The following is a 26,483-nucleotide window of genomic DNA, read 5'->3' on the forward strand; positions in this document are numbered from 1 at the left end:
TGTATGCCTTACAAATCTGCTGCTTCGTCCTGTTCCTCGACCATTTCGGAATAATCGCAAGAGGTACACTGAAGCTTGATGCCTTGCTTGCTTTTCTTCTCTACCATTAAACTGCTGCAATTCGGACACGGCTTCGTTGACGGTTTATCCCATGATACAAAGTCGCATTCGGGATACCGGTCACAGCCAAAGAAGACGCGCCCCTTCTTGCTCCGTCGTTCCACGACATGGCCTTCCTTGCATTTCGGGCAAGATACGCCGATGTCCTTCACGATCGGCTTGGTATTCCGGCATTCCGGGAACCCCGAGCAGGCAAGAAACTTGCCGAAACGGCCCAGCTTATAAACCATGGGCTTGCCGCATTTTTCGCAGATCTCATCGGAAACCTCATCTTCGATTTCGATTTCCTTCATTTCTTCCTCTGCTACTTCAAGCCGCTTCTCAAAGGATTCATAGAACTCTGCCAATACCTTGACCCAGTCCTCGGAGCCTTCCTCCACATGGTCGAGATCCTCTTCCATGTTCGCCGTAAACTCCACATTGAGGATTTCGGGGAAGAACTGCTCCATCTGCTCGATGACAAGCTCACCGAGCTCGGTCGGCATGAATTTTTTCTCTTCGATGGCAACGTAGCCTCTCTTCTGGATCGTCTCCAGCGTCGGCGCATACGTACTTGGACGCCCTATGCCGAGCTCCTCCAGCGTTCGGACAAGACGCGCTTCCGTATAACGCGGAGGCGGCTGCGTGAAGTGCTGCTTCGGCTCAATGTCCTGCTTCTCCAGAATGTCTCCGGAATGAAGTTCCGGCAGGTATTTGTCTTCCTCTGTCGTTCCGTCGTCATTGCCTTCAACGTAGACCTTCATGAATCCAGGGAAACGGACCTTCGAACCGGTCGCCCGGAAGACCGTATTCCCGGCAGTGATGTCCACGGAAAGCGTATCCAGTACTGCAGAAGACATCTGGCTTGCGACAAAGCGTTCCCAGACCAGTTTGTACAACCGAAGCTGGTCGCGGCTCATATACGGTTTCATGGATTCCGGATCGCGCAGCACGGACGTTGGACGAATCGCTTCGTGCGCATCCTGGGCGTTGGCTGCTTTTTTTGAATATTGTCTCGGGCTCTCCGGCACGAACGGATCACCGTACTTCTCGGTGATGTATTCTTTCGCTTCTTCTTGAGCCGTGCCTGAGATCCGCGTGGAATCCGTACGCATGTAAGTAATTAAACCGACGGTGCCTTCCTTGCCTAACTCAACACCCTCGTACAGCTGCTGGGCTACCGACATGGTCTTGGCGGCACGGAAACCGAGTTTACGCGCAGCCTCCTGCTGCAAGGAACTCGTCGTAAACGGCGGCGACGGGTGGCGCTGACGCTCACGCTCTTTCACTTCGCCGACCTTAAAGGAAGCATCCCGAATCGCCTCGAGGATTTCATTCACTTCCTGCTCATTGGTCAGTTCCTTCTTCGCGCCGTTTAGCTGCGTGAATTTGGCTTCGAATGCGGAGCCTTTAATCGCCAGCTTAGCCGTTATAGTCCAATATTCTTCCGGAACGAAAGCGCTTATCTCATTCTCGCGGTCGAGAATGATTTTGACGGCTACCGATTGAACCCGGCCGGCCGAAAGACCCTTCTTCACTTTCTTCCATAGAATAGGACTGATCTTGTAACCAACCAATCGGTCCAAAATACGTCTGGCCTGCTGCGCATTAACCAGATCCATGTTAATTTTGCGCGGCGTTTTGAAGGCATCCTTCACGGCCGTTTTCGTTATTTCATTAAATACAACCCGCAGGCTTTGAGTATCATCCAGCTCCAACGCATGCGCAAGATGCCATGCAATGGCTTCCCCTTCGCGATCGGGGTCAGCTGCGAGGTACACTTTTTTCACCTTTTTGCTAGCATCCTTAAGTTCCTTTAAGACAGAACCTTTTCCGCGGATCGTAATGTATTTCGGATTGAAGTCGTTTTCCACCTCAACCCCGATCTGGCTCTTCGGCAAATCGCGAACATGACCCATCGAAGCCTTCACGATATACTTGCTGCCGAGATATTTGCCAATCGTTTTCGCCTTGGCAGGCGACTCTACGATGACGAGTGAATCCGCCACAGGTTCATCCTCCTCTCCAACATTCAAACTTTCCCATTATATGATTTTATATATAGCACCGGGTAATTGGGTAATCTGCTTTTTTATGATTAAAGATAACAGAACTGAATGCAAATGTCCAAAATCCCACCGGGTACGCTCGATCATCTCATCCAGCGACCCGGGACCCTGTTCGAGCATATGGTATATTTGTCGTTCGTCATTTGTCAACCCGGCTAGTTCATCCGGACGCTCCTGACGAGGGGCCCGCCGCTCCTTATTGTATGTATCCGAGACCCCTTTTGGCAACCAGGAATCATATTCTTCTATTATATCCCCGGCTTCCGTGACCATCTTGGCCCCTTGCTTGATCAAATCCAAGGTCCCTCTGCTCTTGGGTGAAGTGAGCGGTCCCGGAACGGAAAACACGTCCCTTCCCGCCTCCAGGGCCAAATCCGCCGTAATCAGCGATCCGCTGCGGGCATCCGCCTCCACCACCACGGTTCCCAGCGTCAGCCCGGCGATGATCCGGTTTCGCTGCGGGAAGAATCCCGGCAGCGCCTTGGTACCCGGCGGGTATTCGGAAATAATAAGCCCTTTAGCTGCGATCTCTTCATAAAGTGAGCGGTTCTCCGGCGGATAAATGACATCGATGCCGGCTCCGAGAACGGCTACCGTCGGCCCGCCGCTTCGCAAAGCGGTTTCGTGCACGACGCTGTCAATGCCTCTGGCCATGCCGCTGACAACCATAAGCCCCGCTCGTGTCAGCGCCTCCGACAGCATCGATGCAACCTTGCGCCCGTAGCCGGTAGGCATTCTTGTGCCGACCATCGCGATCCCCGGCGTGGACAGCAAATGAGGATCCCCTATGCAATACAGAACCCAGGGCGCTTGCGGCGACGATTTCAACATGTCCGGGTAGACAGCATCAAGGGCTGTTATAATACGTATTTTTGTGCGGTTTGTCAAATTCCATACCTTGTCTTCCACTTGTCGAAGCTCGACCTCCTCGTCATTCGACAGTTCGACACGCTTTCTTTCGACGGCGATAGGGAATTCTTTAGCCAGCTTGTTTGCTTTTTCGACAGGCAGACCGCACGCTCTCCAATCCTGCGCATCATAGGACAGCAAGCCTTCATGCAGCTCGCCGTTCAATACCATTCGGTTTATGGTCTTCCATCCGATGCCTTCGCTTTCATGCAATGCAATCAGAATTAATCTGTCCAGCCTCATCACGCGACCTCCTTAAAATATAAAATCATAAACAAAAAAGCAACCCTTCATTTCCTAATCAGGAAATAAAAGGTTGCTTACCTTAAGTTATAACGTAAATCTGGCCTATTAATGGATAGGTTTAAGCCTTAGTGCGTTGTGCAGGACTCCAAAAGCCCCTTCTCTTCCAGCACGCTAACCAAGGTCGAGCCCATTTCGGCAGGCGTAGGAGCCACTTTGATACCGCATGCTTCAAGCACAGCGATTTTTTCCTTGGCTGTTCCTTTACCGCCGGAAATGATCGCGCCCGCGTGGCCCATGCGTTTTCCTGGAGGCGCTGTTGCGCCGCCAATGAAGCCTACCACCGGCTTGGTCATGTTCGCTTTGATCCACTCAGCCGCTTCTTCCTCAGCGGTTCCGCCGATCTCGCCGATCATGATCACCGCTTTGGTATTCGGATCTTCGTTGAACAGTCTCAGCACATCGATAAACTCCGTCCCTTTGACAGGGTCGCCGCCGATTCCTACGGCGGAGGATTGTCCGATGCCGCGAGCCGTTAGCTGATGAACGGCTTCATAGGTCAAGGTACCGCTCCGCGATACAACCCCGACATGTCCCGGCGTGTGGATATAACCCGGCATGATGCCGATTTTACATTCACCAGGCGTGATGACACCCGGACAGTTAGGTCCGATCAAGCGAGTCTTCTTGCCTTCCATATAACGGGATACCTTTACCATGTCGAGCACCGGAATGCCTTCCGTAATGCAGATCACCAGATCCATCTCGGCATCAACGGCTTCCAGAATGGAGTCGGCTGCAAAAGCAGGCGGTACATAAATGACGCTTGCGGTTGCGCCTGTTTTGGCTTTGGCTTCCTCAACGGTGTTGTAAACCGGCAGTTTGACGGTTTCGCCGTTCTCCAGCGTGATTTCAACTTCGGTACCGCCTTTGCCGGGCGAAGTTCCGCCGACCATCTGCGTACCGTAATCCAAGGCGCCTTTTGCATGGAACAGGGCTGTTTTACCTGTAATCCCTTGCGTGATAACTTTTGTATTTTTATCGATCAAAATACTCACGATTGATTCACATCCCCTATTGTTATTTGAAAATGAAAGCAACCGCACGGCAGGGCTAAGAAGCCCATCGTGCCATGCCCCTTCAGGAATGAAATATTACTGAACGAGGGAGACGATCTTCTGTGCTCCGTCGGCCATGGAATCAGCAGGCACGATATTCAGACCGGACTCAGCCAAAATCTGCTTGCCGAGGTCTACGTTCGTTCCTTCCAAGCGTACAACAAGCGGACGAGTCAGTCCCAGCTGTTTCGCTGCTTCGACAACACCGGTAGCAATAACGTCGCAACGCATAATGCCGCCGAAAATGTTGACAAAGATTCCTTTTACTTGAGGATCGGACAAAATAATCTTGAAGGCTTCCGTTACCTTCTCCGTTGTTGCGCCGCCCCCAACATCAAGGAAGTTGGCAGGGTCGCCGCCATAATACTTGATGATGTCCATCGTAGCCATGGCAAGACCTGCGCCGTTAACCATACAGCCGATGTTGCCGTCGAGAGCTATGTAACTCAAGTCGTATTTGGACGCTTCGATTTCCTTCTCGTCTTCCTCATCCAGATCGCGCAGTTCCAAGATGTCCTTATGACGGAACAACGCATTGGAATCGAAATTAAGTTTGGCATCGAGAGCCATGACGTTTCCGTCACCGGTTACGACAAGCGGATTGATTTCAGCGATAGAGCAATCCTTCTCTACGAATGCCTTATACAAGGCCAGCATGAACTGAACGGCTTTACCTACCAGTTCATTCGGAATATTAATGGAATACGCTAATTTCCGCGCTTGGAATGTTTGAAGTCCGATCGCCGGATCCACGACTTCTTTGAAAATTTTCTCAGGAGTTGCTGCTGCAACCTCTTCGATTTCGGTACCGCCTTCCTCGGACGCCATCATGACGACACGGCCGGTAGCGCGGTCAACGACCACCCCGATATAGTACTCTTTGCGAATATCGCAGCCCTCTTCAATAAGGAGACGCTTGACTTCCTTGCCTTCCGGACCCGTTTGGTGAGTCACCAACACCTTGCCCAGAATTTCTTCGGCATAAGCACGAACCTCGTCCAGGTTCTTCGCCACTTTAACGCCGCCGGCTTTACCGCGGCCGCCTGCGTGGATCTGCGCTTTGACAACGGTTACGGGACTGCCCAAAGATTGCGCAGCTTCAACTGCTTCTTCCACCGTAAACGCTACCTTGCCGTTCGGAACAGCTACTCCATATTGCTTCAGTACTTGTTTTCCTTGATATTCATGGATATTCATTCTCGAATCCTCCTATCAACATGACTGGAACAAGGCTGGCTGACACGGAACCAATCTATGAAAGTTGGCACTGTCAACCTTTATATATTAAACCCAAGCTATTGTAACATGTTTTTAAAACGCTTACCTTAAAAAGTTCACCGTTTATCCACTCGATTTGGCATGGGTATGATTCCTTCCAGATATAAATTGGAAATATATGTATGCCTAATTGTTTTTTCGAGCGTAATGTATCAAACCTATAATGCCTAACACCACAATGGCAATGCCAAGCAATCCTGCTGCAAGCATAATTAAGATATTTTCCCATAATATCGTCATTTCGATTCCCTCTCCATTCCTCATAGAATTAGTGCATTCGTTACTATTATACCATTAAATCCCTTTTTAGTAAGATCAAACTGTGACGCATTATAAAACTCTTTATCCTTTCTGTGCGATCCGGTAGAATGATTTGGAAAGAGAAAGACAAGTAGGCGTGTTCATAAGGAGATTCAGCATGAAATGGTTGAAATCGTTTTTTCCGATTCATTCCTTGTTCGTCAAAATGTTGGTCTATTTTCTCGTCGTGATTATCCTGCTCTCCTCCTACAACCTATGGTCGATGACCTTCTATTCCCGCAATGTGAACAATGAGATCGTCAAATATAATCTGACCCTGATTCGAAACACCGTCGACAATTTCGAGAAGCAATATTCCACCTGGAAAAGCCTCCTCCTCAACCTTCAGCATAACGAATTCGTCGGCAATATCAGCAGGCAGGCCGATGCCGGCGGAAAGAAAGGAATCGATTATCTGCAGGTTGAAATGGTGACGGATCAGATTCGGACCCTGGTCAGCCAGCCATACTATCACTTGAATAATGTCATGATCTACTACCGGAATCATGCCTTCCTGCTTGAAAGGGACGGCATCGTTAACGATGACCGCATGTTCAAGCATTATTACATCAGCAATTCCTATCCTTACGAGTTCTGGAAAAAGACAGTGCCCGCCAATGGGTTTATGCAAATGCTTCCCAGCAGCACCTTCTCCATCGGGACCGAGAAGAGCGAGGTGCAGCTGCTGCCGTTAGTCGCTGATGTGCAAGGAAGCCCCTGGCGAATCATAGCTTTCGTAAATATGAAAAGCTGGTATGAATCCTATAAAGGAATGGATAGTTCCCGTTTCGTACTGTTGGACCCGAAGGGAACAAAACTGTATGAATCCTCGCCGGACGCGGCTTCCCAGCCGCTTCCGGAATGGGACGGCCAGTCGGATTGGATCATGGAGAAGGGATCGTACTATTTTTTCGAAAAAGGGGCACGCTCCGGTCTTACCTATATCTCCATCATTCCGCACAACGAACTTAATCAAAGCATCAGCCGCATGAACTGGACTGCCGTGCTGTTATTTGCCGCCACCCTGCTAATAGGCACGTTGGCATCGTGGGTCTTCTCTCGCAATATCAACCAACCGCTGAAGAGATTGGTGACGGGGCTGGGCCAAACGGAGATGGAGCTGTATCAAGGAAGCATCGCCGAATTCAGCGCCATTTCCAACCATCTGAAGGGATTGCAGCACGAGCGCAAGATGATCAAGGAATGGATGGACCAAACCAAACCGCTCTTAACCAGCTATCATTATTTGGCACAGTTCAAAAACATTGCCATCGATACCGCCGCTTCCAAAGAACTTTGGGTCGGCGAAGGAGCATTCATGGTCATCGTCTATCAATTGAGGTACCGTCATAACCCGACTCTAAAGCTTGATGCCTTGATGTCACGGGCAACCGGCAAAATCAAGGACATCATCACGCTGCAGATCCAAGAGGCGTTTCCCTTGTCGCACACCCTTCAGATGGAGGGCAAACAAATCTTATCCATCGTGTACACGCAGGAAAAATCAGACACGCTGCAGCAGAGCCTCAGCCAGCTCAAACGGATATTTGATCACGATCAAAGCGCCTATCTCGTGAATATCGCGGTTTCATCCGTCTTCCAGCAAACCTCGGAGTTCGATCAAGCCTATGCGGAAGCCATGTCGCTCCTGCTTCAAGCCCGGCCGCTTGAGGAAACCCAGATTATCTGGGAGAAGGAACTCCGCGGCGATGTAACGGGCTTCACCGCCGAGCAGGAACACGAGTTTTACGTGAATTTGCAGGCGGGCAACGAGAGCAGCTGCCAAATGCTGATCGATCGGGCATTGGAACGGTTGCAGCGACAGGAGGCTACGGCGGATCAGCTGAGCCATTTTGCCAAATCGGTCTCGGTCCGCATGAGAAGAACCGTCGAACTGCTGAAGATCAATACCGACGCGCTTCCGGATTATGCCGATATGCTTGCATACAGCGTAACTCCCGCCCAATACCGGGAAGTCCTTCTGGGCGAGCTTTCCCATGCAACCCAAGCGATCCGCCGGAAACGGGAGGAGCATTACGATATTATCCAATATGTCATTCAGTACCTGGAGTCCCATTACAACGAAGAAATATCGCTCGAGCAGCTCGCTTATAAACTCAACATGTCACCCACCTATCTGTCCGGGTATATTAAAGAGAAGACGGGGAGCAACTTCAGCGACCAATTGAATGCCATCCGGATAACAAAAGCAAAAGAGCTTCTGGAGACGACGAACATGCCGATTCAGGAAGTAGGCAACCGGATCGGCTACCGCAACGTCACTTCCTTTATCCGCATGTTCAAAAAAATAACCGGCCAAACACCAGGCGATTACCGGAAAACCAACTGGATCCGGTAAGGCAGGTGAGCGGCCGGCCGCTTAACCTTTGACGGAGCCGATCAAAGCTCCTTTTACGAAATATTTCTGGATAAACGGGTAAACCAGCAGGATCGGCAGGGTGGACACCATGATGGTAGCGAACTTCAGACCATCCTCCACCACCACGATATCGCCTACAACAGGCCCATCCGTTCCTGTCAATTGGCCCGACAGCACGATGTTTCTTAATATCACCTGCAGCGGCTGCATATCGGCATCCCGCAAATACAGCAGCGGACCCATGAAGTTATTCCACATCCCCACCGCATAATACAATCCGATGGTGGCAAGCACCGGCTTGGAGAGCGGAAGCACAATCCGAAAGAAAATTCCGATTTCGGAAAGACCGTCGATTTTGCCGGATTCCTCAAGCTCTTGGGGCATCCCCATGAAGAAAGTCCGCATGATCAGCAGATTCCAGGTGGCTACTGCTCCTGGGAGTACCATGCCCCATATGGTGTTGACAAAGCCCAACTCCTTCACGACCAGAAACGTCGGAATCATGCCGCCGTTGAAAAACATCGTAAACACGATCAGCATCAATATCGGTTTACCCATGACCAGCTTGGCCTTGGACAGCGAATAGGCCCCCAGCGCCGTCACCAACAAGGAAATCGTCGTTCCGAGAACGACATAAATCAGCGTATTCTTGTATCCTTTCAGCACCCGCCCGTCCTCGAACACATACTGATACATGTCCAGGTTGAAGCCCTTCGGCCACAGCCAGACCTCCCCCGAGGCAATGGAGGCGGAATCGCTGAGGGACACGGCCAGCATGTAGACAAACGGGTATAAACACGCCCCTACGACCCCAGTCAATATCAAGGCATTCAGGGCGTCAAACCAATTCCATTTGGGTTTCATCACGTTCCTCCTCTACCAGATGCTGCTTCCGCTGACTCGCCGGCTGAACGCATTTGCCGCGATAATGAAAATAAAGCTGATGATGCCGGTAAACAGATCGATCGCCGTTGCATAGCTGTAGTTGCCTTGCGTTAAGCCTACTCTGTATACGTAAGTAGATATGATATCGGCCGTCTCGTAAGTAGCGGGAGTCGCAAGCAGGTATACCTTCTCAAAGCCGATCTCCAATATTTTTCCGATGTCGAGTATCAGGATGATCACAATCGCCGGGGCGATGCCGGGCAGCGTAATGTTCAGCGTCTGTCTCCACCGGTTCGCTCCGTCCATGCGCGCCGCTTCATAGAGCTGCGGATCGATGGCCGTCAAAGCGGCCAAATAGATAATGGTCCCCCATCCAATATGCTGCCATACGTCCGTCGTCACATAAATCGACCTGAACCAGGAGGCTTCCACCAGAAAGTTGATCCGCTCAAGCCCAATGGCATTCAGCAGCTGGTTGACCACCCCGCCTGTAGGCGACAGAAACATGACCGCGATCCCCGCGACAACCACGTTGGATATGAAATGCGGAAGATAACTGACCGTCTGGACAAATCGCTTCAAGAAAGATTTGCTCACTTCATTAATGAGTAACGCAAGTATGATGGGTGCGGGAAAGCCGAAAATCAGCTTATACAACCCCAGCAGAAATGTATTCCGGAGAACAGGCCAGAAGTCGGGCGTATTAAAAAACATGCTGAAATATTTGAACCCCACCCAATCGCTCTCCGCGATTCCCTTAAACAAGTTGTAGTCCATGAAGGCGATCGAAACGCCGAATATGGGAACATATTTAAAAATGATGTAATACAGAGCACAGGGAAGAAGCAGCAACAGCAGGTATTTATCCCGCTTCACTTTGGTCAAGAAACTCGAATGCCGTGCTTGCAAAAAACGTATCCTCCTTTAGCAGCGAAATCCATGCGGTATCCATAAGCGGCACCCCCTGCGGACCGGAACCAGGCATAACGAGCATCCGAAGAGCAGATCCGAAAAAGAGAGCCGCCGCGGTTCCTCTGGCTGCATGGCGTTCAGGTTAAATTACTTGGCTTCGTTCAGGAATTTCTGCGTCCGTTCATAAGCGCTTTGATGAACATCCAGCACCTGCTGCACGCCAAGTTTGTTCACTTCTTGCACGTAAGTGTCCCATTCATCCATCGGTTTCTGTCCCAAAATGAATTTCGCAATCTGCTCCTCATGGAATTTCTTCACGGTTTCTCCGACCATGCTCAGCACTTCATTCTCTTCATTCGTATACGCAAGCCTTGGCTGCGGCTTCGTTTCATGGTCTGGTGCGATTTTCATTGCTTCCCGCATTTTTGGTGAATACATGGACTCGTATGCGGTCATGTCCAATACTATGTGAGCACCGATCGTCGCGATTCCCGTTTTGGTTCTTAAGTCGCCAAACTCTTTGTAATCATCGTTGAACGTGCGAACCCCGTTCTCCGTCGTGAAGGTCTCGCCTTCCCTGCCCCAGGTTGCCAGCTCAATCCCTTCGGGGGAGAACAGGAAATCAAGGTACTGCAGCAGTCGATCCCGCTCTTTGGAATTTGCCGCTACGGCAAAGCCGTCACTCTGCAATCCGGCAAACACGTTATGGGACTTGCCATCCGGCGTGCCGATAGGCGGAACCATGTAATCAAGACTGAACTCAGACGATGCATCCCCCAGCATCAACGGCAGTTCATCCATGATGCCGATGTAGTCGCTGGCGATAAACGATTTGTTCTGAAGCAGCAGATCGTTAAATTGCTTGCGTTTATGTGCCATGAAGTCAGGCGCAACCAAGCCCTCCGCGTAAAATTTATTCATATATTCGACCATTTTCTTGTAGTTGTCTTCTGTCGGTCCGTAGCGCCATTCGTTCTTCTCGAAATCGTAATAATAGCTGCTGTTGGTATTAAACGCAGGTGCCATATTAACCAGCGGGCTCAATCCGTTGAACACGGCAATCGGGAAGCTGTCCGGGTACAGTTCCTTCAACTTTTTCGCAACGGTATACAGCTCGTCGTAAGTAGTGGGCGGCGTCAGATTGTGTTTCTTGAATATATCGTCCCGGTAAAGCCAGGAACGCCTGGATTGCTGCTCAAGTCCGTACAACGGCATAAAATAATTTTTTCCCTCGGGAGACAGAATAGCGGCCTTTACCTCCGGATGATCATCAAGAAACTTCTTGTAATTCGGCATCTGATCCAGATGCTCGAAATAGTCGACGAACGCTCCGCTGGCCCCGTGCGTGTTGGCGGCATTCAGGCTGTTGACCATCATGAGATCCGGGATCTCGCCCGAGGATATCGCCAGGTTCATCGTGGTGGTGTAATCGCTCATGACGGGTTGCACCTTGAAGGAGATGCCGGTTTCCTCTTTTAAGTACTTATAAATCGGCCAATTCTCCTTGTACGGCCAATTCGTATGGGAAAATGTCATCATCTCTAACGTGATTTCCTTCCCAGTATCAGCGCTTTCATGATTCCCCTCGTTCGCCGCGTTATCTTTCGAGCAGCCGCTCAACAATGCGCCGGTCAAGACGGCAGCCAACGCCGCCAGCCCTAGCTTTCGGTTCCAAATTTTCACGCAACCCTCTCCCTTATGTATGATAATGTAACGCTCGACGCTCAACCCGTCTTGACGTTTACGGATTTGATTGTACCTGCCGGAGCCGCTCATTGACCATTCACAATCCTTCCCGTTATTGGCCAGACCTCAGAATCTGAAAAAGTGGCAATGATCTGAAACACGGTACATTCATTGCCGAAACCCCGCATCCTGTCCGGGTTCCTGCCTGTACGACGGGGCTTTTAGTATATACTCGCGAATTGACAGACAGGAGGGAAACTTTTACAATACGGACTAGAATCACCCAGCGAAAATGAGGAAGCACCCTTTTCGAATCTTGGATGTTCGTTCTTGTTACAATCCACTGATATCTGAAAAGAGGTGCTTTACTTATGTACGGAAAACTTCATAGCGCCTGCTTGCACGGCATTGACGGCGTCATCATTCAAGTGGAGGTGGACCTCGCTAACGGGCTGCCGCAAACCGCCATCATCGGTCTGCCCGATTCCTCCATCCGCGAATCCGTCGAGCGAGTACGGGCAGCGATTAAAAACTGTGGTTTTACTTATCCACTGAAACGGGTGACCGTCAATCTTGCCCCTGCTGACCTGCGCAAGGAAGGTTCCTCCTTCGATCTGGCGATCGCCGTAGGCATTTTGCTGACTAGCGAGCAGTGGGCCTTCTCGAATGCCGATCGAATATTGATCATCGGCGAGCTTGCACTCGATGGTACGCTCAGGCCCGTGACGGGAGTTCTTCCGATGGTGGAGCAAGCCCAAAAAGAAGGGTATGCCGGCGTTCTTCTTCCGCGGGAAAATGCGGCGGAAGCTGCTTTAATCGGAGGAATCGAGGTCTATGGGCTCGGTCATTTGAATGAGCTCGTCCCGAATCCACCAGCAGAAACCACTCGCCGTAGTGATGCTGCAGGAGATGGCACTGTTACCGTTTCGCTCTCACAGCTCCGGTATGACCGATCGATGAATGCAAGCAGATCGCAAGAAGGTAGCCATCAGAGCAGGCAGCTCGAAGACTATAGGGACGTGATCGGGCAGCAGCATATCAAACGCGCCCTGACCATCGCCGCGGCCGGCATGCACAATATCCTTCTCATCGGGCCCCCCGGTACCGGTAAAACGATGCTGATGAAGCGCCTTCCCACCATACTTCCGCCGCTGGCCGACCAAGAAGCGTTGACGACAACGAAAATATTCAGCGCTGCTGGGAAGCTAAAGCCTTCCGATGGGCTGATGAAGAGACGTCCCTTCCGGTCTCCCCATCACACCATCTCAGCCGGCGGCCTCATCGGAGGAGGAACCATACCGAAGCCGGGAGAGGTCAGTCTGGCCCATAAAGGCATTCTGTTCCTGGATGAGCTTCCCGAGTTCTCAAGGCATGTGCTGGAGGTGCTGCGTCAGCCTCTGGAGGATCGAGAAGTGACCATTAGCAGAGCGCGGGCGGTTTTTACCTTCCCGGCGCATTTCATGCTGGCTTGTTCGATGAATCCCTGTCCGTGCGGTTACTACGGCAGCGACCATCCTCATCAGCGATGCACCTGCAGCGTTTCGCGGATCGCCCAATACCGGGCGAAAATCTCGGGCCCCTTGATGGACCGAATCGACCTTCAAGTGGACGTGCCTCGGCCCAAGGAATGGCCGGGAAGCACGCCGCCCTTATCCTCCGAGCACATGCGGGATCAGGTCTATGCGGCACAAGCGATTCAATTGAAACGCTATGACGGGCTGCCATTCGGCTGGAACAGCGAACTGTTCGGCAGTTTTCTGAGAAAACATGCGAGGCTGGACAAGGAGTCGGCAGATCTCCTGCAAGCAACCATCGATACGCTGGGCCTGAGCATGCGCGCATATGACCGAATCCTGAAGCTGGCTCGAACCATCGCCGATCTCGAGGCATCCGACGGCATCCAAAGCCGGCATGTCGCCGAAGCGATTCAATACCGACAACTGGATCGCCAATATATAGCAACCGAAGAAACACACCGTTAATGAAATGGAGTCGATATTTTATGATGATCAGACAGATGACCAATGAAGATCTAAATGACCTTATCGAAATATGGCTAGCCGCTTCCAAAGAGGCCCACCATTTTATACCCGCCGAGTATTGGGAATCCAAGCAGGGGGACATGCGGGAGGTATACCTCCCGATGGCCGAAACTTATCTATTGGAGGAAACAGGTCAAGTCCGGGGCTTTGTTTCCCTTGTAGGCGAGGATTTAGCGGCATTGTTCATCGATCCAAGCCGCCAAAATCAAGGATGCGGAAAAGCCCTCCTTCGCTATGCCATGGACCTTCGAGATACGTTGAAGCTTCGGGTATATGCGGATAACCAAAGGGCACTCCGCTTCTACGCGAAGAATGGTTTTGAACGCCTTGAAGAAACCGTGGATCCCGATACAGGACAACAAGAGCATATTATGATTTGGAGCAAGAATAAGGCCGAGAGGAAGGATAGCATGACATGACAGCTTCTATTTTTCAGCATATTGACACCGTCTTTGTCCCCACGAGAAATATAAAAGCCGCTAAAGAATGGTACACAGGCGTTCTTGGGGGCAGAATCGGCTGGGAGAGCGAGCAAGGGGAGTATCAATGCATTCTGTTCGGACAAACCTCCCTTACCCTTTTCTCAACAGAAGAAGAGAGATACTTTGAGCGCCGGCATGCCATGTTTAATTTTTTCGTTCCGAACGTGGAGGACGCATATCGGCATCTGAGGAAACAAAACGTACGGGTCGATTCCATCCTGGAATACGGCGCAACCTATTTTACATTCTATGACCTGGACGACAATTGTTTGGAAGTATGCTCGTATTAAAGAGAACGGCCATTATGCAGAAACAGGTGAGGGATCAAGGAGCCCTCACCTGTTTCTATGGTTATTCTTATCGATTCGGATCAGACCCAACTTAAAATGCATTCTCGATATGATCCATCGAATCTGCCGTCATGTCTTCCCGGAGCATAACCGAAATGACGTCGAAACGTATCGTCCGTTCGTAATAACGCTTCTGGTGAACATACTGCTGGGCCGTGTTACGAACCTGCATCACTTTGCGGGCGTTCACGGATTCCGAAGGCGTGCCGAAGCTTGTCGTACCGCTTCGGCTTCTAACCTCGATCACTACAAGAGTCTCCCCTGTTTCCGCCACGATGTCCAATTCTCCAAAACGGCAGCGCCAGTTCCGATCCAGAATCCGGTACCCTTTTTGAATCAGGGCGGCGGCCGCCAGTTCTTCGGCAGCCGCTCCTTTTTGCTTGCGGTTGTCCTTTTTTCCGGATGGCGAGGTCATGACGTCATCATCCCTCCGTCCTTCGCTTGACGATCCGCACGATAAACATACGTCAGCACTTCCGCGACCAGCTGGTACAGCTCTTCCGGAATCTGTTGATCCAGATCCAGCTTGGAGAGAATCTCCACCAAGGCAGCATCTTCCTGCACGGGAACGCCATGCTCTTTGGCTTTATCCAATATAGACTCCGCCAGTTTGCCTTGTCCCTTGGCAACCACAACCGGCGCTTCGCTTTCGCCGGGCGTATATTTAAGCGCAACCGCCTTTTTCATGGCGGTGATTGGCCCTTCCTCTTTCTCTAGCTTGCTCATATTCGCATGTCCACCCCTTTATAAACCTGAGGGGTGTATTCGGCTGCCGTTCCCTGCACGGAATCTTCTGCTGCGGGCGGCGAATCCAGGGGCAGCGGTTCTGTTTTGACGCTGAGCAATTGGTAGCCGATCGACGAAACGGCTTGTGCCAACTCCTGCTTGGTCCCTTCGAACAGCTCTGCGGCAAATGTCTGATCATTCCGAAAGTTAAGGCTGACGATCCGGTCAACAACCTGCACATCGATCAGGGTCTGCCCCAGAAACTTCATGTCCAGGTCGAACAACAGCCTGCAGTTGGTTGCATCCAGCTCGCCTTTACGGCCTCTGCGGGATTGAATATGTACGGACGCGGTCTGTTCCCCGTCGGCGCCATGCAAAGGTATGAACAGCGTGATCTGTGCGAACGGCGCCGTTCGATCGGTATTCAGCAAGAGCTGCTGGCCCGTTAAATGCTGAATGACCTGCTGGGCCGCTTCCTTCAGCGCCGGAGGCGCATCCTGGCTGGACAGCACCTGAAGCAGCACCCCTTTCAGGGTATCCTGCAGGGCAAGCGACGAATCCCCCGATGTCCCTGAAGCCATAGTGGCCGGATGCACGCCTTGAGTTATTTGCTGCTGTACGGTTGGCGTTACCGGGTGCGTCAAGCCCGGCTGATTCGCGGCGCCGGTCTGAGGATTCGGAACACCCGGCGCCTGCTGGTTCGCGTTTGCCGCATTCCCTGGCGTGGAGGAGGCTCCTGGCATATTCGCTGCTGCGCCCCCGCTGCCAGAGGCAGGAGTGGCGGGCAGGGAAGCTTGGGCTGCCGCAGCAGCGGTTGGCTGCGCTGCGGCCGGAGCCGGTGCAGCCGCGCCTGCTGCCGTTGGAGCAGCTGCCGATGCGGTCACGCCCGCATTCGCTCCGGGCGCGGCGGCGCCGTGAGCCGTGCCCGCGGCCGTGCCGCTTCCGGGCGGCGCCGCAGGCTGCCCGGCTGGCGCTGCCGGCGCGGTGCTGCCCGCGCGCGCCGCTTCGCCCGCGGGGCCCGTCCCGGCCCCGCGCAGGGCCTGCTGCTCGTGCTCCGCACCGAGCAGCTTCAAGAGCCGCCCCACCCACGGCTCCGCGCCGGGGGTGGGCGGCTTTGGCGAAGGGCCTGCAGCCCCTTCGCCAAGAGCTGCCGCCGGCCCTGTGGGCACGGCGGCGGGTTGTCCGGCGGCAGGCGCTGCCGTGCCGCCGCTGGCCCATGGCTGCGCGAGCTCGCCGCGCAGCTGCTGCAGCAGGCCCTGCAGCTTGGTCAGCAGCGCCTGCTGACCTGGGCCGGCCTGCGCGGTACCTCCAGCGACATTGTTCGCCGCTGCTGCTTGCTGCTGCGCAGCAGCGATACCCTCTGCGCCAGCTGCCGTCGAAGGCGCAGCGGACGCTGCATTTTTCCCGGCAGCCGCTGCGCCTCCGTTACCGTTGCTTAGAGCAGACATCAGCTGCTGCTCGAGCGACTGCAGCAGCTGATGCAGCTGGGGGCCGAATACGGCCTGATGCAGTCCCTTCACGCTTTCAGGGGTAATCGGCAGTCCGCGGTGAAATGCGATCGCGGCCGACTCTGCCCATTCGGCGGCCGGGATCTGAGGAGGCTTTACGGCCAAAGCCTCTCGGAACATGGCAATATTGTCCTTCGTCAGGGGAACTCCCGCGTTCTGCATGCCCCGGATCATTTCGCGGTTTTCCTTCGTATCCGGAAGACCCGCAAAATCCAGCACCTCAGCCATGGATGAAGGGGACAACGGCTGTCCCGGCGTTTGGCTGAGAGGCTTAAGCACCGCTGTCCCTCCCTCTCCCGGCGGCTGAACCTGCAGCAGAGCCGTTTCCCCGGCTCGGAGCGGCGTTTCCAGCTTCGCTTTCACTTGAACGCCCTGAATCTGCACCACCGCTTCCTGCCCGTCCTCCGATACGTTCATAACGACACCGCGAACGACTTGACCCGGCTTAAGTTCCAACGTCTTGGCGTCTCCCGGCTTCTGCTCGCCCAGGAGTCCGCGAATCAACGATCCGATGTTCACGACAGTTCCTCCCACACCTTCTGTTTACCTTATATATCGGCAGCAGCCCGCCTTTTGACGAGGGCGGGCTGCATCGAAATCTAGAACAAGGACAATTGCTCAATCTCCATATTTTTCAAAAAGCTTCTTCTATGCATGGCGGTAGGTCCGTGCAGCTGCAGCTGTTCCCGGTGAAACTTGGTAGCATAGCCTTTATGTACGGCGATTCCGTATTCCGGATAACGCGCCTCCCATTCCCCCTCGCACAGCCTATCGCGGGTGACCTTGGCTATAATGGAAGCTGCCCCTATGGACTGGCTGTTGGCGTCCCCTTTAATGATAGCACGCTGGGGAATATCGCAATCCACCTTCTCGGCATCAACAAGCAGAAACTGCGGGGGAACCGCCAACTGCTCGATCGCCTTCTTCATCGCAAGTCTTGCCGCTTGTTTGATGTTAATGCGGTCAATCGTTTCCGCATCCACCAAACCGACGCCGACCGCCAGCGCCTGCTCCATGATCAAGTCGTATAGGGTTTCCCGCTTCTTGGCACTGAGTTTCTTCGAATCGTTAATTCCTTCAATGACCAGCCCCTCCGGCATAATGACCGCCGCAGCGACCACATCGCCGAACAAACAACCGCGGCCGACCTCGTCGATGCCTGCAATATGTATATAACGGCTCCAATACTCTCGCTCGTACATCAATAAATCTGTCATAGGTTTAACCCCTTTGGTTCCGAATTATCGTTTGTTGCCTATTCGTTCACACGGTGTATCGCATCTATTCTATCAATCTAGTAACTCTTCTAGAGTATCATACTCGCCAGGGAGCGTCACCCTTTTATCCCGTTAAGAATCCCGGCAGGAATGGGTTCGTCCATCGGCGAACCATCGGTTATACTCCCCGAAAAAAAAAGCCGCCGACAGCGGCAGCTCTTCCCTTTATTCGATTATCGATCCTTGGCTTCAGAGCCCAAGCCGCCATCGCTGACGATCCGAAGCGGCATCCGGCTCATTCAATTCCAGCCCCGAACCGTCAGCCTTTACGGCAAGCGCCCGTCCATCGTGGACGGATCGGATGGTTACCGTATCATCTTCCTGACGTTCCACTCTCCACCGCTGATTGTTATAACCGAGATACGTGTATAACTGAATCCGGTTCTGCCCGGTATCCACATCCAAAGCCTTCCCTTCCGGCGTGCGAATGGAATACGTGCCTTCTTCTCCTGTCGGTACCCATACCCATAGCAGGTTGCCCGTACCCGTTGATTCCTTCACGGTAACGGGTTCGCCGTTTACGGATTTCTCGGTATGGATCGCCTTGTTCACGGCTTCGTTCGTGAAGCTGGTTTTCGTCAGTCGAGCTTCAGACGAATGACGGACGTAGACATTTTGATAGGAAGCCTGTCCGCCAAACACATTGACTCCAAAATGCCCTTCGGCAAATGTCCCGTCCATCACATCGATTACCTTCTTCCCGTCCACGTCGACTTGAATATGCGGACCTTTCGCTTCAATCCTCAGGTGGTAGGTTCTTCCCCCTTGGATAAAGCCGGGGACGCTGGCCAGGACTTGACGTTCCTCGAATCGACCTTCGACCATGTAGAAGAGCCGAACCGACTTCAAACCAGGATCCAAATTCAGATAATATCCGCTGCGGCCGTCCCCGCTTGCCCGAAACAGCATGGATCCGGCACCGCCTGCTTCCCCAAGCCGCATGTCTCCCTCGAACGTGAAGTCTCCTGCCCTCTCTTGCGCCATATAATTAGCATCACTCGAATGGCTGCCCCGGATTCCATGCTCGGTAAGAACCCACTTCGAGGCCTTAAGATCCGGTTTCCATCCCGTCAGATTCGTTTTGAATGTTCCGCTCGAGACCAACACGCGGGTGCTCGCCGATATTTTTCCGTTTGGGGTTGAGGCCGTAATGACGGCTTCTCCCGCATTCGCCGCTTTCAATACGGCATGGGTCTCATCGGATGAAACAATCCGGACCGTATCGGGATGACTGGATGTCCATACCAAAGGTTTCTTCCCGTTGCCCGGGACACGATCCACGGCTGCGTACAACGATTCGGTCTGTCCCCGGGACAGGTCCAGCTCGTATGAATCCAACAGGATGCGGGAACCAGGTTCCGATGGATCAAGAGGCCTCCACACAGAATCCAGCTCATGCACCTTCAGGGATTTCAGCTTTACTTGGCCGCCTAGAGTGTAAAAGCTCATCCCCCGTCTGGCCCGATCCGGAAAAATAACGTCCGAGAACACAATGTTTCCGTCATTGCCGAACACCTCGACGGAAGATTCATCGACATAAATACGCAGCTTGACCACTCCATCTACGGGGTGCAGCAAAGCTTTATGTTCGGTCGAGAACAGGCTGGAGAAATCCGTGGTTCCCGATGCCGAACGGTCAATGAACATGTGATGCGCGGAGTTGTTATAACCGACCACCGTTTGTTGTCCGCCGCCTTCCCGCAGCCGGAACCCGAATTCCAGCTCGCTGCTGTCTGTCGGAATCTCGACTTCCGCCTCGATTTCAAATGCGCCTGCCTGAATCCCCTTTAACACATTCTGCGAGGTCTCCGTCACTTGCCTGTTATTCACATGGATTACCGTATTCCGGAGGGTCTCTAGCTCAGCGATTGGAGACTGGTGCAGACGTATCCCCTCACTCGTCGTTCTGAGCGACAGCTCTCTAGGGATGGTCAGCTGACCCTTCCAGCCCGAAGTCGGAAAACTGAAGGGATAATCCCAGTTCGTCATCCATGCCAGCATGATTCTTCGATTGTCCGGCAGGTCGGAGAAAGACATGGAAGCGTAGAATTCCTTGCCCCAATCCGTTCTCAGCACGTTCCCGGCCGTATGATCATTCATAAATTTGCCGTCTGGCGTCACATCGCCAATAAAATATTCCGCATCGGAGCCTTGGGTGTTCGGATTAGCGCCGCTGCTGATCATCAACACCCATTTGCGCTGACCGGAGCCGTCCACGGCAAGTTGAAACAGATCCGGGCATTCCCACACGCCTCCACGGATATATTCCCCATACCCGAAACGGTCCGTTAAGGTCCAATCGACCAGATTGTCGGAGGTAAAGAAACGGATATGATCTCCCCCTGATACCACCATGATCCAGCGGTTGTTGGCTTCATCCCGTACCACTTTGGGATCGCGAAAATCCCATCCTCCCGGATCCTCGCCCTGTTTGCCCGGGTTCTCGATGAGGATCGGCCGTTCTTTCGAATACGTCCAGGTCCGTCCGTGATCGGTGCTGTAAGCAAGTCCGATCTTCTGATTCCCGCCCGGCCGATCAGGATTGAAGGATGTGTAGTAGGCAATGAGCCCTTTGCCTCCAGAATCCCCGAACAGACCTGAAGCGTTCGTTGTATCGGCTACGGCAGAACCCGACCAGACATGTCCGAGATCGTTCCAAGGCAGTGCGATCGGCAGCCGGTTCCAATGCACCAGATCCCGGCTGACCGCATGCGCCCACTGGCCTCCGTCCTGATGGAATAGATGATATTCCCCCTCAAAATAGACCAATCCGTTCGGATCGCTTGCCGAGCCTCGGATTGGGCTATAGTGATACTGCGGACGATATTCCTCTGTATAATAATCCGCCATCGGGGTTACATAAACGTCCTGAAAGTAAGCCGTTCCGACTTTACCTTCATCCCGATCGATCCGCCCGCGTAACTTCCTTCGGATACGCGGATCGCAGCGGGTTCGTAACCATCTACAGCCATTTGAATACTGTCTCCGGAGACGTGGATCTCCACATGATGCGCACTTGTCGGCAGGCTTGGGTAGGTACGGCTCGATGCGCCAATCACCTTTCCATCCGAGGTTTCCAGCGTTACCCGGACCTGATCATCCTCTCTCCTGAATACGGCTTCGTATCCCTCCGTTCCTTGATCGTTCCCTCTCCAATAGAACCCGGCTTCAGCCTGTCCCCCTAAGGTGATATTGCCTTCCAGCACATAATCCGCAGCCGCATTCTTATAGATCCTGTAGGCTTCGAGCCCCTTCGATGCCGATCCCTTAAGCCCTTTGATGTCAGGCTGCCAGTCCCCGCTCGTATTTGCCGGTCCGAACAGGTTGCCTTTCCACTCGCTCACCTTGATATTTTGAAACAGGGCGGAACCGTCCCACACATGAAGACCCAGGTATCCTGTGGAATAAGCCGTATCATCGACTTCAATCATCGGTTCATATTGGCTTCCCCAATATACCTTAATATTGCTGCCTACCACCTTGATCTTAAGGTGAACGATGTCCCCTCGACTCAACGCGACCGCTTTTTCCACCTTCAATCTTCCATCCCCTTCGCGGGCATCCTTGAGGCGTACCAAGCCTGCGCTGGGCACGATTTGCAGCATATACGATGACCAGCCGTCAACGCTTGAACGAAAGACCAGCGAAGCATCTGCTTGCATATCCGCGTAATCATCACATCGGCTTCATAGACAAAATCATCCGCTCTGGTTGCGGAGATCGCCGTTGCGTTCTCACTTGAATCGGAACTAAGCCGTAAACCTTCTGCCGTTTGTTCCATCTTGCCTTTGCCCTTCAACTGCCACCCTTCAAGGTTGGTATTGACATTGGATACGCTTTCAAAAATGTCGTTTTCTCCTTCCCCTTTCAAAGCTGCATTCGCTTCTTGGATCACTGACGCAGCCGAAGCCGGAATGACGCTTGTCGCCAGCAATAAGGACATCGTGATCGCAGACAACGTGCGCAGCAGCATTGTATGTACATCCTGCGGTAATTTCATATATCCACCTCTTTTCGGATTCTTTACCACACGTGATATAGGAAGGATCAGCCCGAACAATCGGGCTGTTCTCCTAATCGAACCTGTTTAGGATGACGAATCTTGCCATGCCCGGATTCCCAGAGCCAATGCCCCGCATAAGCCGGACTGGGTGCCTAATACCGGAGGAACTATATATTTCTCAATATCATGTACAATTTCGTCGGCAAGCACATATCCGTTTAAATTACGCCTCACCTCTGCACGAATGAGGGGATACAGCTGAGCCTGCTGCATAACGCCGCCGCCCAGTATGATCTTCTCCGGGGAATTCGTCAGAATCAGTCCGGTGATGGACTGCGCTATATAATAGGCTTCGATTTCCCAAGCGGGATGGTCGGCCGGCAGCAGATGTCCTTTCAATCCCCATCGGGCTTCAAGCGCCGGCCCAGCCGCCAATCCTTCCAAGCAATCGCCATGGTAAGGACAGGTTCCTGCAAAGGCATCTTCGGGATGGCGTTTAACGGGAACATGGCCGCCTTCCGGATGAACCAATCCATGGACCAGCCGTCCTTCAGCATAAAGGCCGAGACCAATACCTGTACCCACCGTATAATAAGCGCAGCTGTTCAGCCCCTTGGCTGCTCCCCAAGTTGCTTCTCCCAAAGCAGCTGCATTGACATCCGTATCCCAGCCATAGGGAATATCCATATGCGACTTCATGTTGCCGAGGACATCGATCTGCGACCAGCCATGTTTCGGTGTTGACGTTACATACCCGTAAGTCGGGCTGTCCGGCTTCAGATCGATGGGTCCAAACGACCCGATGCCAATGGCTTCTACCTCATGTTCATGGAAATAGGAAATGGCTCTGGACAATGTACCTTCCGGCTGTCCTGTCGGAAAGCTGATGCGATCCTCGACGATTCCGTTTTCATTTCCGATACCGCAAACAAATTTGGTGCCGCCCGCTTCCATTGCTCCAATACGCATACTGCCGGATCTCCTTATGTCTTATCGATTCATATTACTTTAACTGGCCACCAGATGAAGAAACCTCATAGATATGGAAGGATTCTATAACCTTCCGGTCATCATCGGCAAATACGGTGATTCCCGTTGAAGCAGGATCAGGATAAATCAAATCCGTGATCACCGCCTGCCCGCGATCCGCGAACAGCTCCACGGACGAACGGTCCACGAAGATCCGCAGTTCCAGCATAGAGCCCGATGTCTTTAGCTGCGCCGAATGCTTGCCGGGGAAATCCTTATGGAAATCCGCCTGCCCTGAACGGCTGCGATCCACGTAGACTTCGGCAGATTCTGCATCCCAACCGACCAACGTCTCTTGCCCTAATCCTGTCCTTACTTTCAAACCAAGCGAAAATGCAGCATCAAAGCGGACAAGGATCTCGCAGCTCTCCAGCCGCACAGCGGCTAACCGGACAGCAGCTTCATTCACAGCGATACCATGCAAGGAAAGCAACTCGGTGCGGTGCGCTTCCAATTCACGAGCCGGCTGCTGCGTTACCGTAACTTCGCCTTCCAGCGTCTCCAGCTTGAGTTCCCGTACTAAGGTCATGGCCCCCCTCCAACCATCCGTTGGCGTCAGGTTTGCATATTTCCAATTGCTCATCCAGCCGATGAACAGCCTTCTGCCATCCGCTGCCGGAATGTCCGACCAGCTGACCCCGGCATAATTATCTCTGCCGTAATCCAGCCACCGCACTACACCTTTGGAGCGTTCATCCGGCATAAACGTTGTCCCGTCAAATTCTCCAATGAAATATTGCGTTCTGGAGCCCTCGACGTAGGCCGGATCATCGCCAATGCTGACAAGCATGACCCATCGCACTCCACTGTCTTCCGTTGCAAGAGGGAACAGGTCCGGACATTCCCAGACCCCATCGTGAAATCCGATGCCCTCTCCAAACTCGCTGGCAAATACCCATTCCTTTAAGTTTGAAGATCGATAAAGACATACCGTCTGCCCGCATGCCACAATCATCACCCACTGCGATGACGGCTCATGCCAGAACACTTTGGGATCCCGAAAATCAACATAGCTGTCATGGCCAAGGACCGGATTGCCGTCATACTTCGTCCACGTTCTTCCTTCGTCCTTGCTGTACGCCAGACTTTGGTACTGCATCATTTGCTGAGCGCCCTGCACATCATGATGGTGCGTGAAGATCGCTACAAGCCCGGGCCCTTCATCGAAAAACCCGCTGGAATTGTTCCAATCTACAACGGCACTGCCAGAAAAAATCGTGCCATGTTCATCCGGCGCTAATGCAATGGGAAGCTCTTCCCAAGAAACCAGATCCTTGCTGACCGCATGTCCCCAGTGCATGGGTCCCCATGTGGTGCCAAAGGGATGATGCTGATAAAACAAATGATACTCCCCTTTAAAATAGACCATTCCATTGGGATCATTCATCCAGTTCTTCTGTGGTGAAAAATGATAGGCATTTCGATAGTTTTGTTGTTCTGTGATAGACATATGGCGATCTCCTTCATTATCGTTTTCATGGGTTTACGACCGTACTTCAACGATATGCATCAACGGCGGCCGCATTCCACACGGTTACTTCATGTTTCTGTCGTATCCCGTTTGTTTGATCGTCAGCCACTCCTGAAGTCCAAGTCGATCCAATTCCTTCAGGTAAGCGTCCCATTCCTGATCTACTTTTCCATTCTGGTACCATTCGGTGCGCATTCTTTCCAGGTAAGGGAACAAATCCGCTTCAATCGTGGATAAGCGATCCAACTCGTCGATGGAGAAGAACACTTTCGGGTACGTATTCTCCGCTTTCATGTGCGGTACCATGACGTCCTTCATCAGTTTGAGCCTCCACGCCGCATCATCCGGCATCGTGGTGTATTTTCCATAATACTCGTCCAGGATCGCAAGCGGCCCCGCGATGCTTGTTTTTTGTCTAAGCTCTACCGGAGCTGTGCCTTCAAGCGGAAGGTGCTTCAGCATCCCTTTGGCTTCATCCAGCTCAAAAATATTCTGCTGGGTATCGTCGCCGTAAGTTCCCCAGTTGTTCTGAACCGATTGGAGCGGTTCATACATGGCATCAATCCATTTGGCCGTTTCCTCCAGTTTCTTGTTGCTGCTGGTAATGACCAACCTTCCCCGATCCAGTCCGATTCCGTTCGTCCTCGTTACATTGATCTCTCCGGTTGGCCCTGCAAGCGGCGGCATCAGGTCATACGTATCATTCATGCCCGTGATATTGGCTTTATCCCACGTAAAATACATGCCGTACCGGTGGTCTTTTCCCTTGGCCAGGTAGGTATTCCAATCCTGCTGGAATGCTTCGATGTCGATTAAGCCCTCTTCATATAATTCGTGAATGAATGCTATGGCTTCCTTATACCCTTCCTCTGCGGCGGTGAACACCACCTTGCCGTCATCCGTAACGACGGTGTGATCCCAGTTCTCGCCCAAGCCGAATGAAGCAAACAGGAATGTCAGATCCTCGCCGCCCGGCTTATTAATGAAGGAAAGCGGTATTTCGTCAGCCTGCCCGTTGCCGTTCGGATCTTGGGTTTTGAACGCCTTTAATACGGTTTTCAGCTCTTCCGTCGTAGTTGGCATGTCCAGTCCCAAGGCGTCTAGCCACTCCACGTTAATCCAGGGGAAGTTATCCACCGATTGAATCCGCTCTTTCCCTGAGCCCAACTCCTCGATCCATGGAAAGGAATAAATATGTCCATCCGGCGCCGTAATCATGTTGACGTATTCCGGTGCTTGCTCCAGCACCTTTTTCAGATTGGGCATATGCTGTTCGATTAAATCCTCCACGGGAATGATGACCCCGTCCTTTGCCAGTTTTAGCAGATCGTAATCTCCGTACCCCGCATCGAAGATGGCGTCAGGCAAATCTCCGCTCGCTACGGCCAGATTGCGTTTTTCCGCAAATACATCGCTGGTATAATTCTTCCACTTGATGTGAATGCCCGTTTTCTCTTCCAGGCGCTTGTTGATCAGCTTCTCGTTAGGGTCGGCAGGAGCCAGCGGCGAGCTTTGCGTCAGGACATTCAAAGTAACCTTTCCGTCCGGCGACTCATTTGAGGCTTCCCCGCCCTTGCCGCACCCGGACAAGAGCAGCACGGTTGCCAGAGCTGTCAGGGCTACCGCTTTTTTGCGGTTATGTTTCTTAGATCTCTTCGCAATCATATCAATGACCTCCGAATCATGTATTTGGATAACTATGTTGAAGGCGGCCCC

The 26,483-nt window shown here is 52.6% G+C and carries 18 protein-coding genes and 1 pseudogene; 4 read left to right on the forward strand and 15 right to left on the reverse strand.

Annotation, left to right across the window (positions count from 1 at the left end):
* Positions 1-8: 8 nt before the first annotated feature.
* The 4 genes from topA to sucC form a co-directional block, all read right to left on the reverse strand.
* Positions 9-2,108, reverse strand: coding sequence for a type I DNA topoisomerase (topA, locus tag MHI43_RS21320; RefSeq protein WP_036659208.1), 2,100 nt, complete (start codon positions 2,106-2,108; stop codon positions 9-11).
* A gap of 36 nt (positions 2,109-2,144) precedes the next feature.
* A complete protein-coding gene (dprA, locus tag MHI43_RS21325) occupies positions 2,145-3,320 on the reverse strand; it encodes a DNA-processing protein DprA (protein ID WP_036659206.1) in 1,176 nt (391 codons plus the stop codon).
* A gap of 128 nt (positions 3,321-3,448) precedes the next feature.
* Positions 3,449-4,378, reverse strand: a complete 930-nt coding sequence (gene sucD / locus MHI43_RS21330) for a succinate--CoA ligase subunit alpha (RefSeq protein ID WP_009594770.1) — start codon at positions 4,376-4,378, stop codon at positions 3,449-3,451.
* Between the two features lie 96 nt (positions 4,379-4,474).
* The gene (gene sucC / locus MHI43_RS21335) at positions 4,475-5,635 is read right to left on the reverse strand and encodes an ADP-forming succinate--CoA ligase subunit beta (protein WP_009594712.1); all 1,161 of its coding nucleotides are present in this window, start codon (positions 5,633-5,635) and stop codon (positions 4,475-4,477) included.
* A 499-nt stretch (positions 5,636-6,134) separates the two neighbouring features.
* On the opposite strand from sucC, the gene MHI43_RS21340 reads away from it, so the two are divergent.
* On the forward strand, positions 6,135-8,375 hold the full coding sequence (locus tag MHI43_RS21340; RefSeq protein ID WP_036659202.1) for a helix-turn-helix domain-containing protein: 2,241 nt from the start codon (positions 6,135-6,137) through the stop codon (positions 8,373-8,375).
* 21 nt (positions 8,376-8,396) lie between these two features.
* On the opposite strand, the gene MHI43_RS21345 is transcribed toward MHI43_RS21340, so the two are convergent.
* The 3 genes from MHI43_RS21345 to MHI43_RS21355 form a co-directional block, all read right to left on the reverse strand.
* Entirely contained in the window at positions 8,397-9,260 is an 864-nt protein-coding gene (locus MHI43_RS21345) for a carbohydrate ABC transporter permease (protein WP_015736337.1), read from the reverse strand.
* Positions 9,261-9,272: 12 nt separating this feature from the next.
* The gene (locus MHI43_RS21350) at positions 9,273-10,166 is read right to left on the reverse strand and encodes an ABC transporter permease subunit (protein ID WP_235201591.1); all 894 of its coding nucleotides are present in this window, start codon (positions 10,164-10,166) and stop codon (positions 9,273-9,275) included.
* A gap of 174 nt (positions 10,167-10,340) precedes the next feature.
* Positions 10,341-11,876, reverse strand: coding sequence for an extracellular solute-binding protein (locus tag MHI43_RS21355; RefSeq protein ID WP_235201589.1), 1,536 nt, complete (start codon positions 11,874-11,876; stop codon positions 10,341-10,343).
* 374 nt (positions 11,877-12,250) lie between these two features.
* Between MHI43_RS21355 and MHI43_RS21360 the strand changes: the two genes are divergently transcribed.
* Genes MHI43_RS21360 through MHI43_RS21370 form a run of 3 tightly spaced genes read left to right on the forward strand, consistent with a single transcriptional unit; the run spans position 12,251 to position 14,693 of the window.
* The gene (locus MHI43_RS21360) at positions 12,251-13,861 is read left to right on the forward strand and encodes a YifB family Mg chelatase-like AAA ATPase (protein WP_015736340.1); all 1,611 of its coding nucleotides are present in this window, start codon (positions 12,251-12,253) and stop codon (positions 13,859-13,861) included.
* 20 nt (positions 13,862-13,881) lie between these two features.
* Entirely contained in the window at positions 13,882-14,340 is a 459-nt protein-coding gene (locus MHI43_RS21365) for an N-acetyltransferase (RefSeq protein WP_051425261.1), read from the forward strand.
* The gene (locus tag MHI43_RS21370; protein ID WP_036659196.1) at positions 14,337-14,693 is read left to right on the forward strand and encodes a VOC family protein; all 357 of its coding nucleotides are present in this window, start codon (positions 14,337-14,339) and stop codon (positions 14,691-14,693) included. The genes MHI43_RS21365 and MHI43_RS21370 overlap by 4 nt, the downstream gene beginning before the upstream one ends.
* Positions 14,694-14,784: 91 nt before the next feature.
* On the opposite strand, the gene MHI43_RS21375 is transcribed toward MHI43_RS21370, so the two are convergent.
* The 8 genes and pseudogenes from MHI43_RS21375 to MHI43_RS21410 form a co-directional block, all read right to left on the reverse strand.
* Positions 14,785-15,168: a YraN family protein gene (locus tag MHI43_RS21375; protein ID WP_036659194.1), complete on the reverse strand. Its 384-nt coding sequence runs from the start codon at positions 15,166-15,168 to the stop codon at positions 14,785-14,787.
* On the reverse strand, positions 15,165-15,479 hold the full coding sequence (locus MHI43_RS21380) for an EscU/YscU/HrcU family type III secretion system export apparatus switch protein (RefSeq protein ID WP_036659192.1): 315 nt from the start codon (positions 15,477-15,479) through the stop codon (positions 15,165-15,167). Before MHI43_RS21380 ends, MHI43_RS21375 begins: the two co-directional genes overlap by 4 nt.
* Positions 15,476-17,506 carry a hypothetical protein gene (locus tag MHI43_RS21385; protein ID WP_341283160.1) on the reverse strand — a complete coding sequence of 677 codons (2,031 nt, stop codon included), beginning with the start codon at positions 17,504-17,506 and terminating at the stop codon, positions 15,476-15,478. Before MHI43_RS21385 ends, MHI43_RS21380 begins: the two co-directional genes overlap by 4 nt.
* Positions 17,507-17,586: 80 nt before the next feature.
* The gene (locus MHI43_RS21390) at positions 17,587-18,204 is read right to left on the reverse strand and encodes a ribonuclease HII (protein WP_009590921.1); all 618 of its coding nucleotides are present in this window, start codon (positions 18,202-18,204) and stop codon (positions 17,587-17,589) included.
* A gap of 249 nt (positions 18,205-18,453) precedes the next feature.
* Positions 18,454-22,264 (reverse strand): annotated as a pseudogene (locus MHI43_RS21395) (GH32 C-terminal domain-containing protein).
* Positions 22,265-22,351: 87 nt separating this feature from the next.
* Positions 22,352-23,236: an ROK family protein gene (locus tag MHI43_RS21400; protein ID WP_036663945.1), complete on the reverse strand. Its 885-nt coding sequence runs from the start codon at positions 23,234-23,236 to the stop codon at positions 22,352-22,354.
* A 34-nt stretch (positions 23,237-23,270) separates the two neighbouring features.
* Positions 23,271-24,746: a glycoside hydrolase family 32 protein gene (locus tag MHI43_RS21405; protein ID WP_036663948.1), complete on the reverse strand. Its 1,476-nt coding sequence runs from the start codon at positions 24,744-24,746 to the stop codon at positions 23,271-23,273.
* 84 nt (positions 24,747-24,830) lie between these two features.
* On the reverse strand, positions 24,831-26,432 hold the full coding sequence (locus MHI43_RS21410) for an ABC transporter substrate-binding protein (RefSeq protein WP_036663951.1): 1,602 nt from the start codon (positions 26,430-26,432) through the stop codon (positions 24,831-24,833).
* Between the last annotated feature and the right edge of the window lie 51 nt (positions 26,433-26,483).

Source organism: Paenibacillus sp. FSL H8-0457 (assembly GCF_038051935.1).
GTDB lineage: Bacteria > Bacillota > Bacilli > Paenibacillales > Paenibacillaceae > Paenibacillus_AQ > Paenibacillus_AQ lautus_A.

Bases quoted from the DNA above. Each gene is read 5' to 3' on its own strand.
- MHI43_RS21400 (WP_036663945.1), bottom strand. From the start codon at position 23,236: ATGCGTATTGGAGCAATGGAAGCGGGCGGCACCAAATTTGTTTGCGGT.
- sucC (WP_009594712.1), bottom strand. From the start codon at position 5,635: ATGAATATCCATGAATATCAAGGAAAACAAGTACTGAAGCAATATGGA.
- MHI43_RS21360 (WP_015736340.1), top strand. From the start codon at position 12,251: ATGTACGGAAAACTTCATAGCGCCTGCTTGCACGGCATTGACGGCGTC.
- MHI43_RS21405 (WP_036663948.1), bottom strand. From the start codon at position 24,746: ATGTCTATCACAGAACAACAAAACTATCGAAATGCCTATCATTTTTCA.
- MHI43_RS21380 (WP_036659192.1), bottom strand. From the start codon at position 15,479: ATGAGCAAGCTAGAGAAAGAGGAAGGGCCAATCACCGCCATGAAAAAG.
- MHI43_RS21410 (WP_036663951.1), bottom strand. From the start codon at position 26,432: ATGATTGCGAAGAGATCTAAGAAACATAACCGCAAAAAAGCGGTAGCC.
- MHI43_RS21370 (WP_036659196.1), top strand. From the start codon at position 14,337: ATGACAGCTTCTATTTTTCAGCATATTGACACCGTCTTTGTCCCCACG.
- MHI43_RS21390 (WP_009590921.1), bottom strand. From the start codon at position 18,204: ATGACAGATTTATTGATGTACGAGCGAGAGTATTGGAGCCGTTATATA.
- MHI43_RS21375 (WP_036659194.1), bottom strand. From the start codon at position 15,168: ATGACCTCGCCATCCGGAAAAAAGGACAACCGCAAGCAAAAAGGAGCG.
- MHI43_RS21340 (WP_036659202.1), top strand. From the start codon at position 6,135: ATGAAATGGTTGAAATCGTTTTTTCCGATTCATTCCTTGTTCGTCAAA.
- dprA (WP_036659206.1), bottom strand. From the start codon at position 3,320: ATGAGGCTGGACAGATTAATTCTGATTGCATTGCATGAAAGCGAAGGC.
- MHI43_RS21345 (WP_015736337.1), bottom strand. From the start codon at position 9,260: ATGAAACCCAAATGGAATTGGTTTGACGCCCTGAATGCCTTGATATTG.
- MHI43_RS21365 (WP_051425261.1), top strand. From the start codon at position 13,882: ATGATGATCAGACAGATGACCAATGAAGATCTAAATGACCTTATCGAA.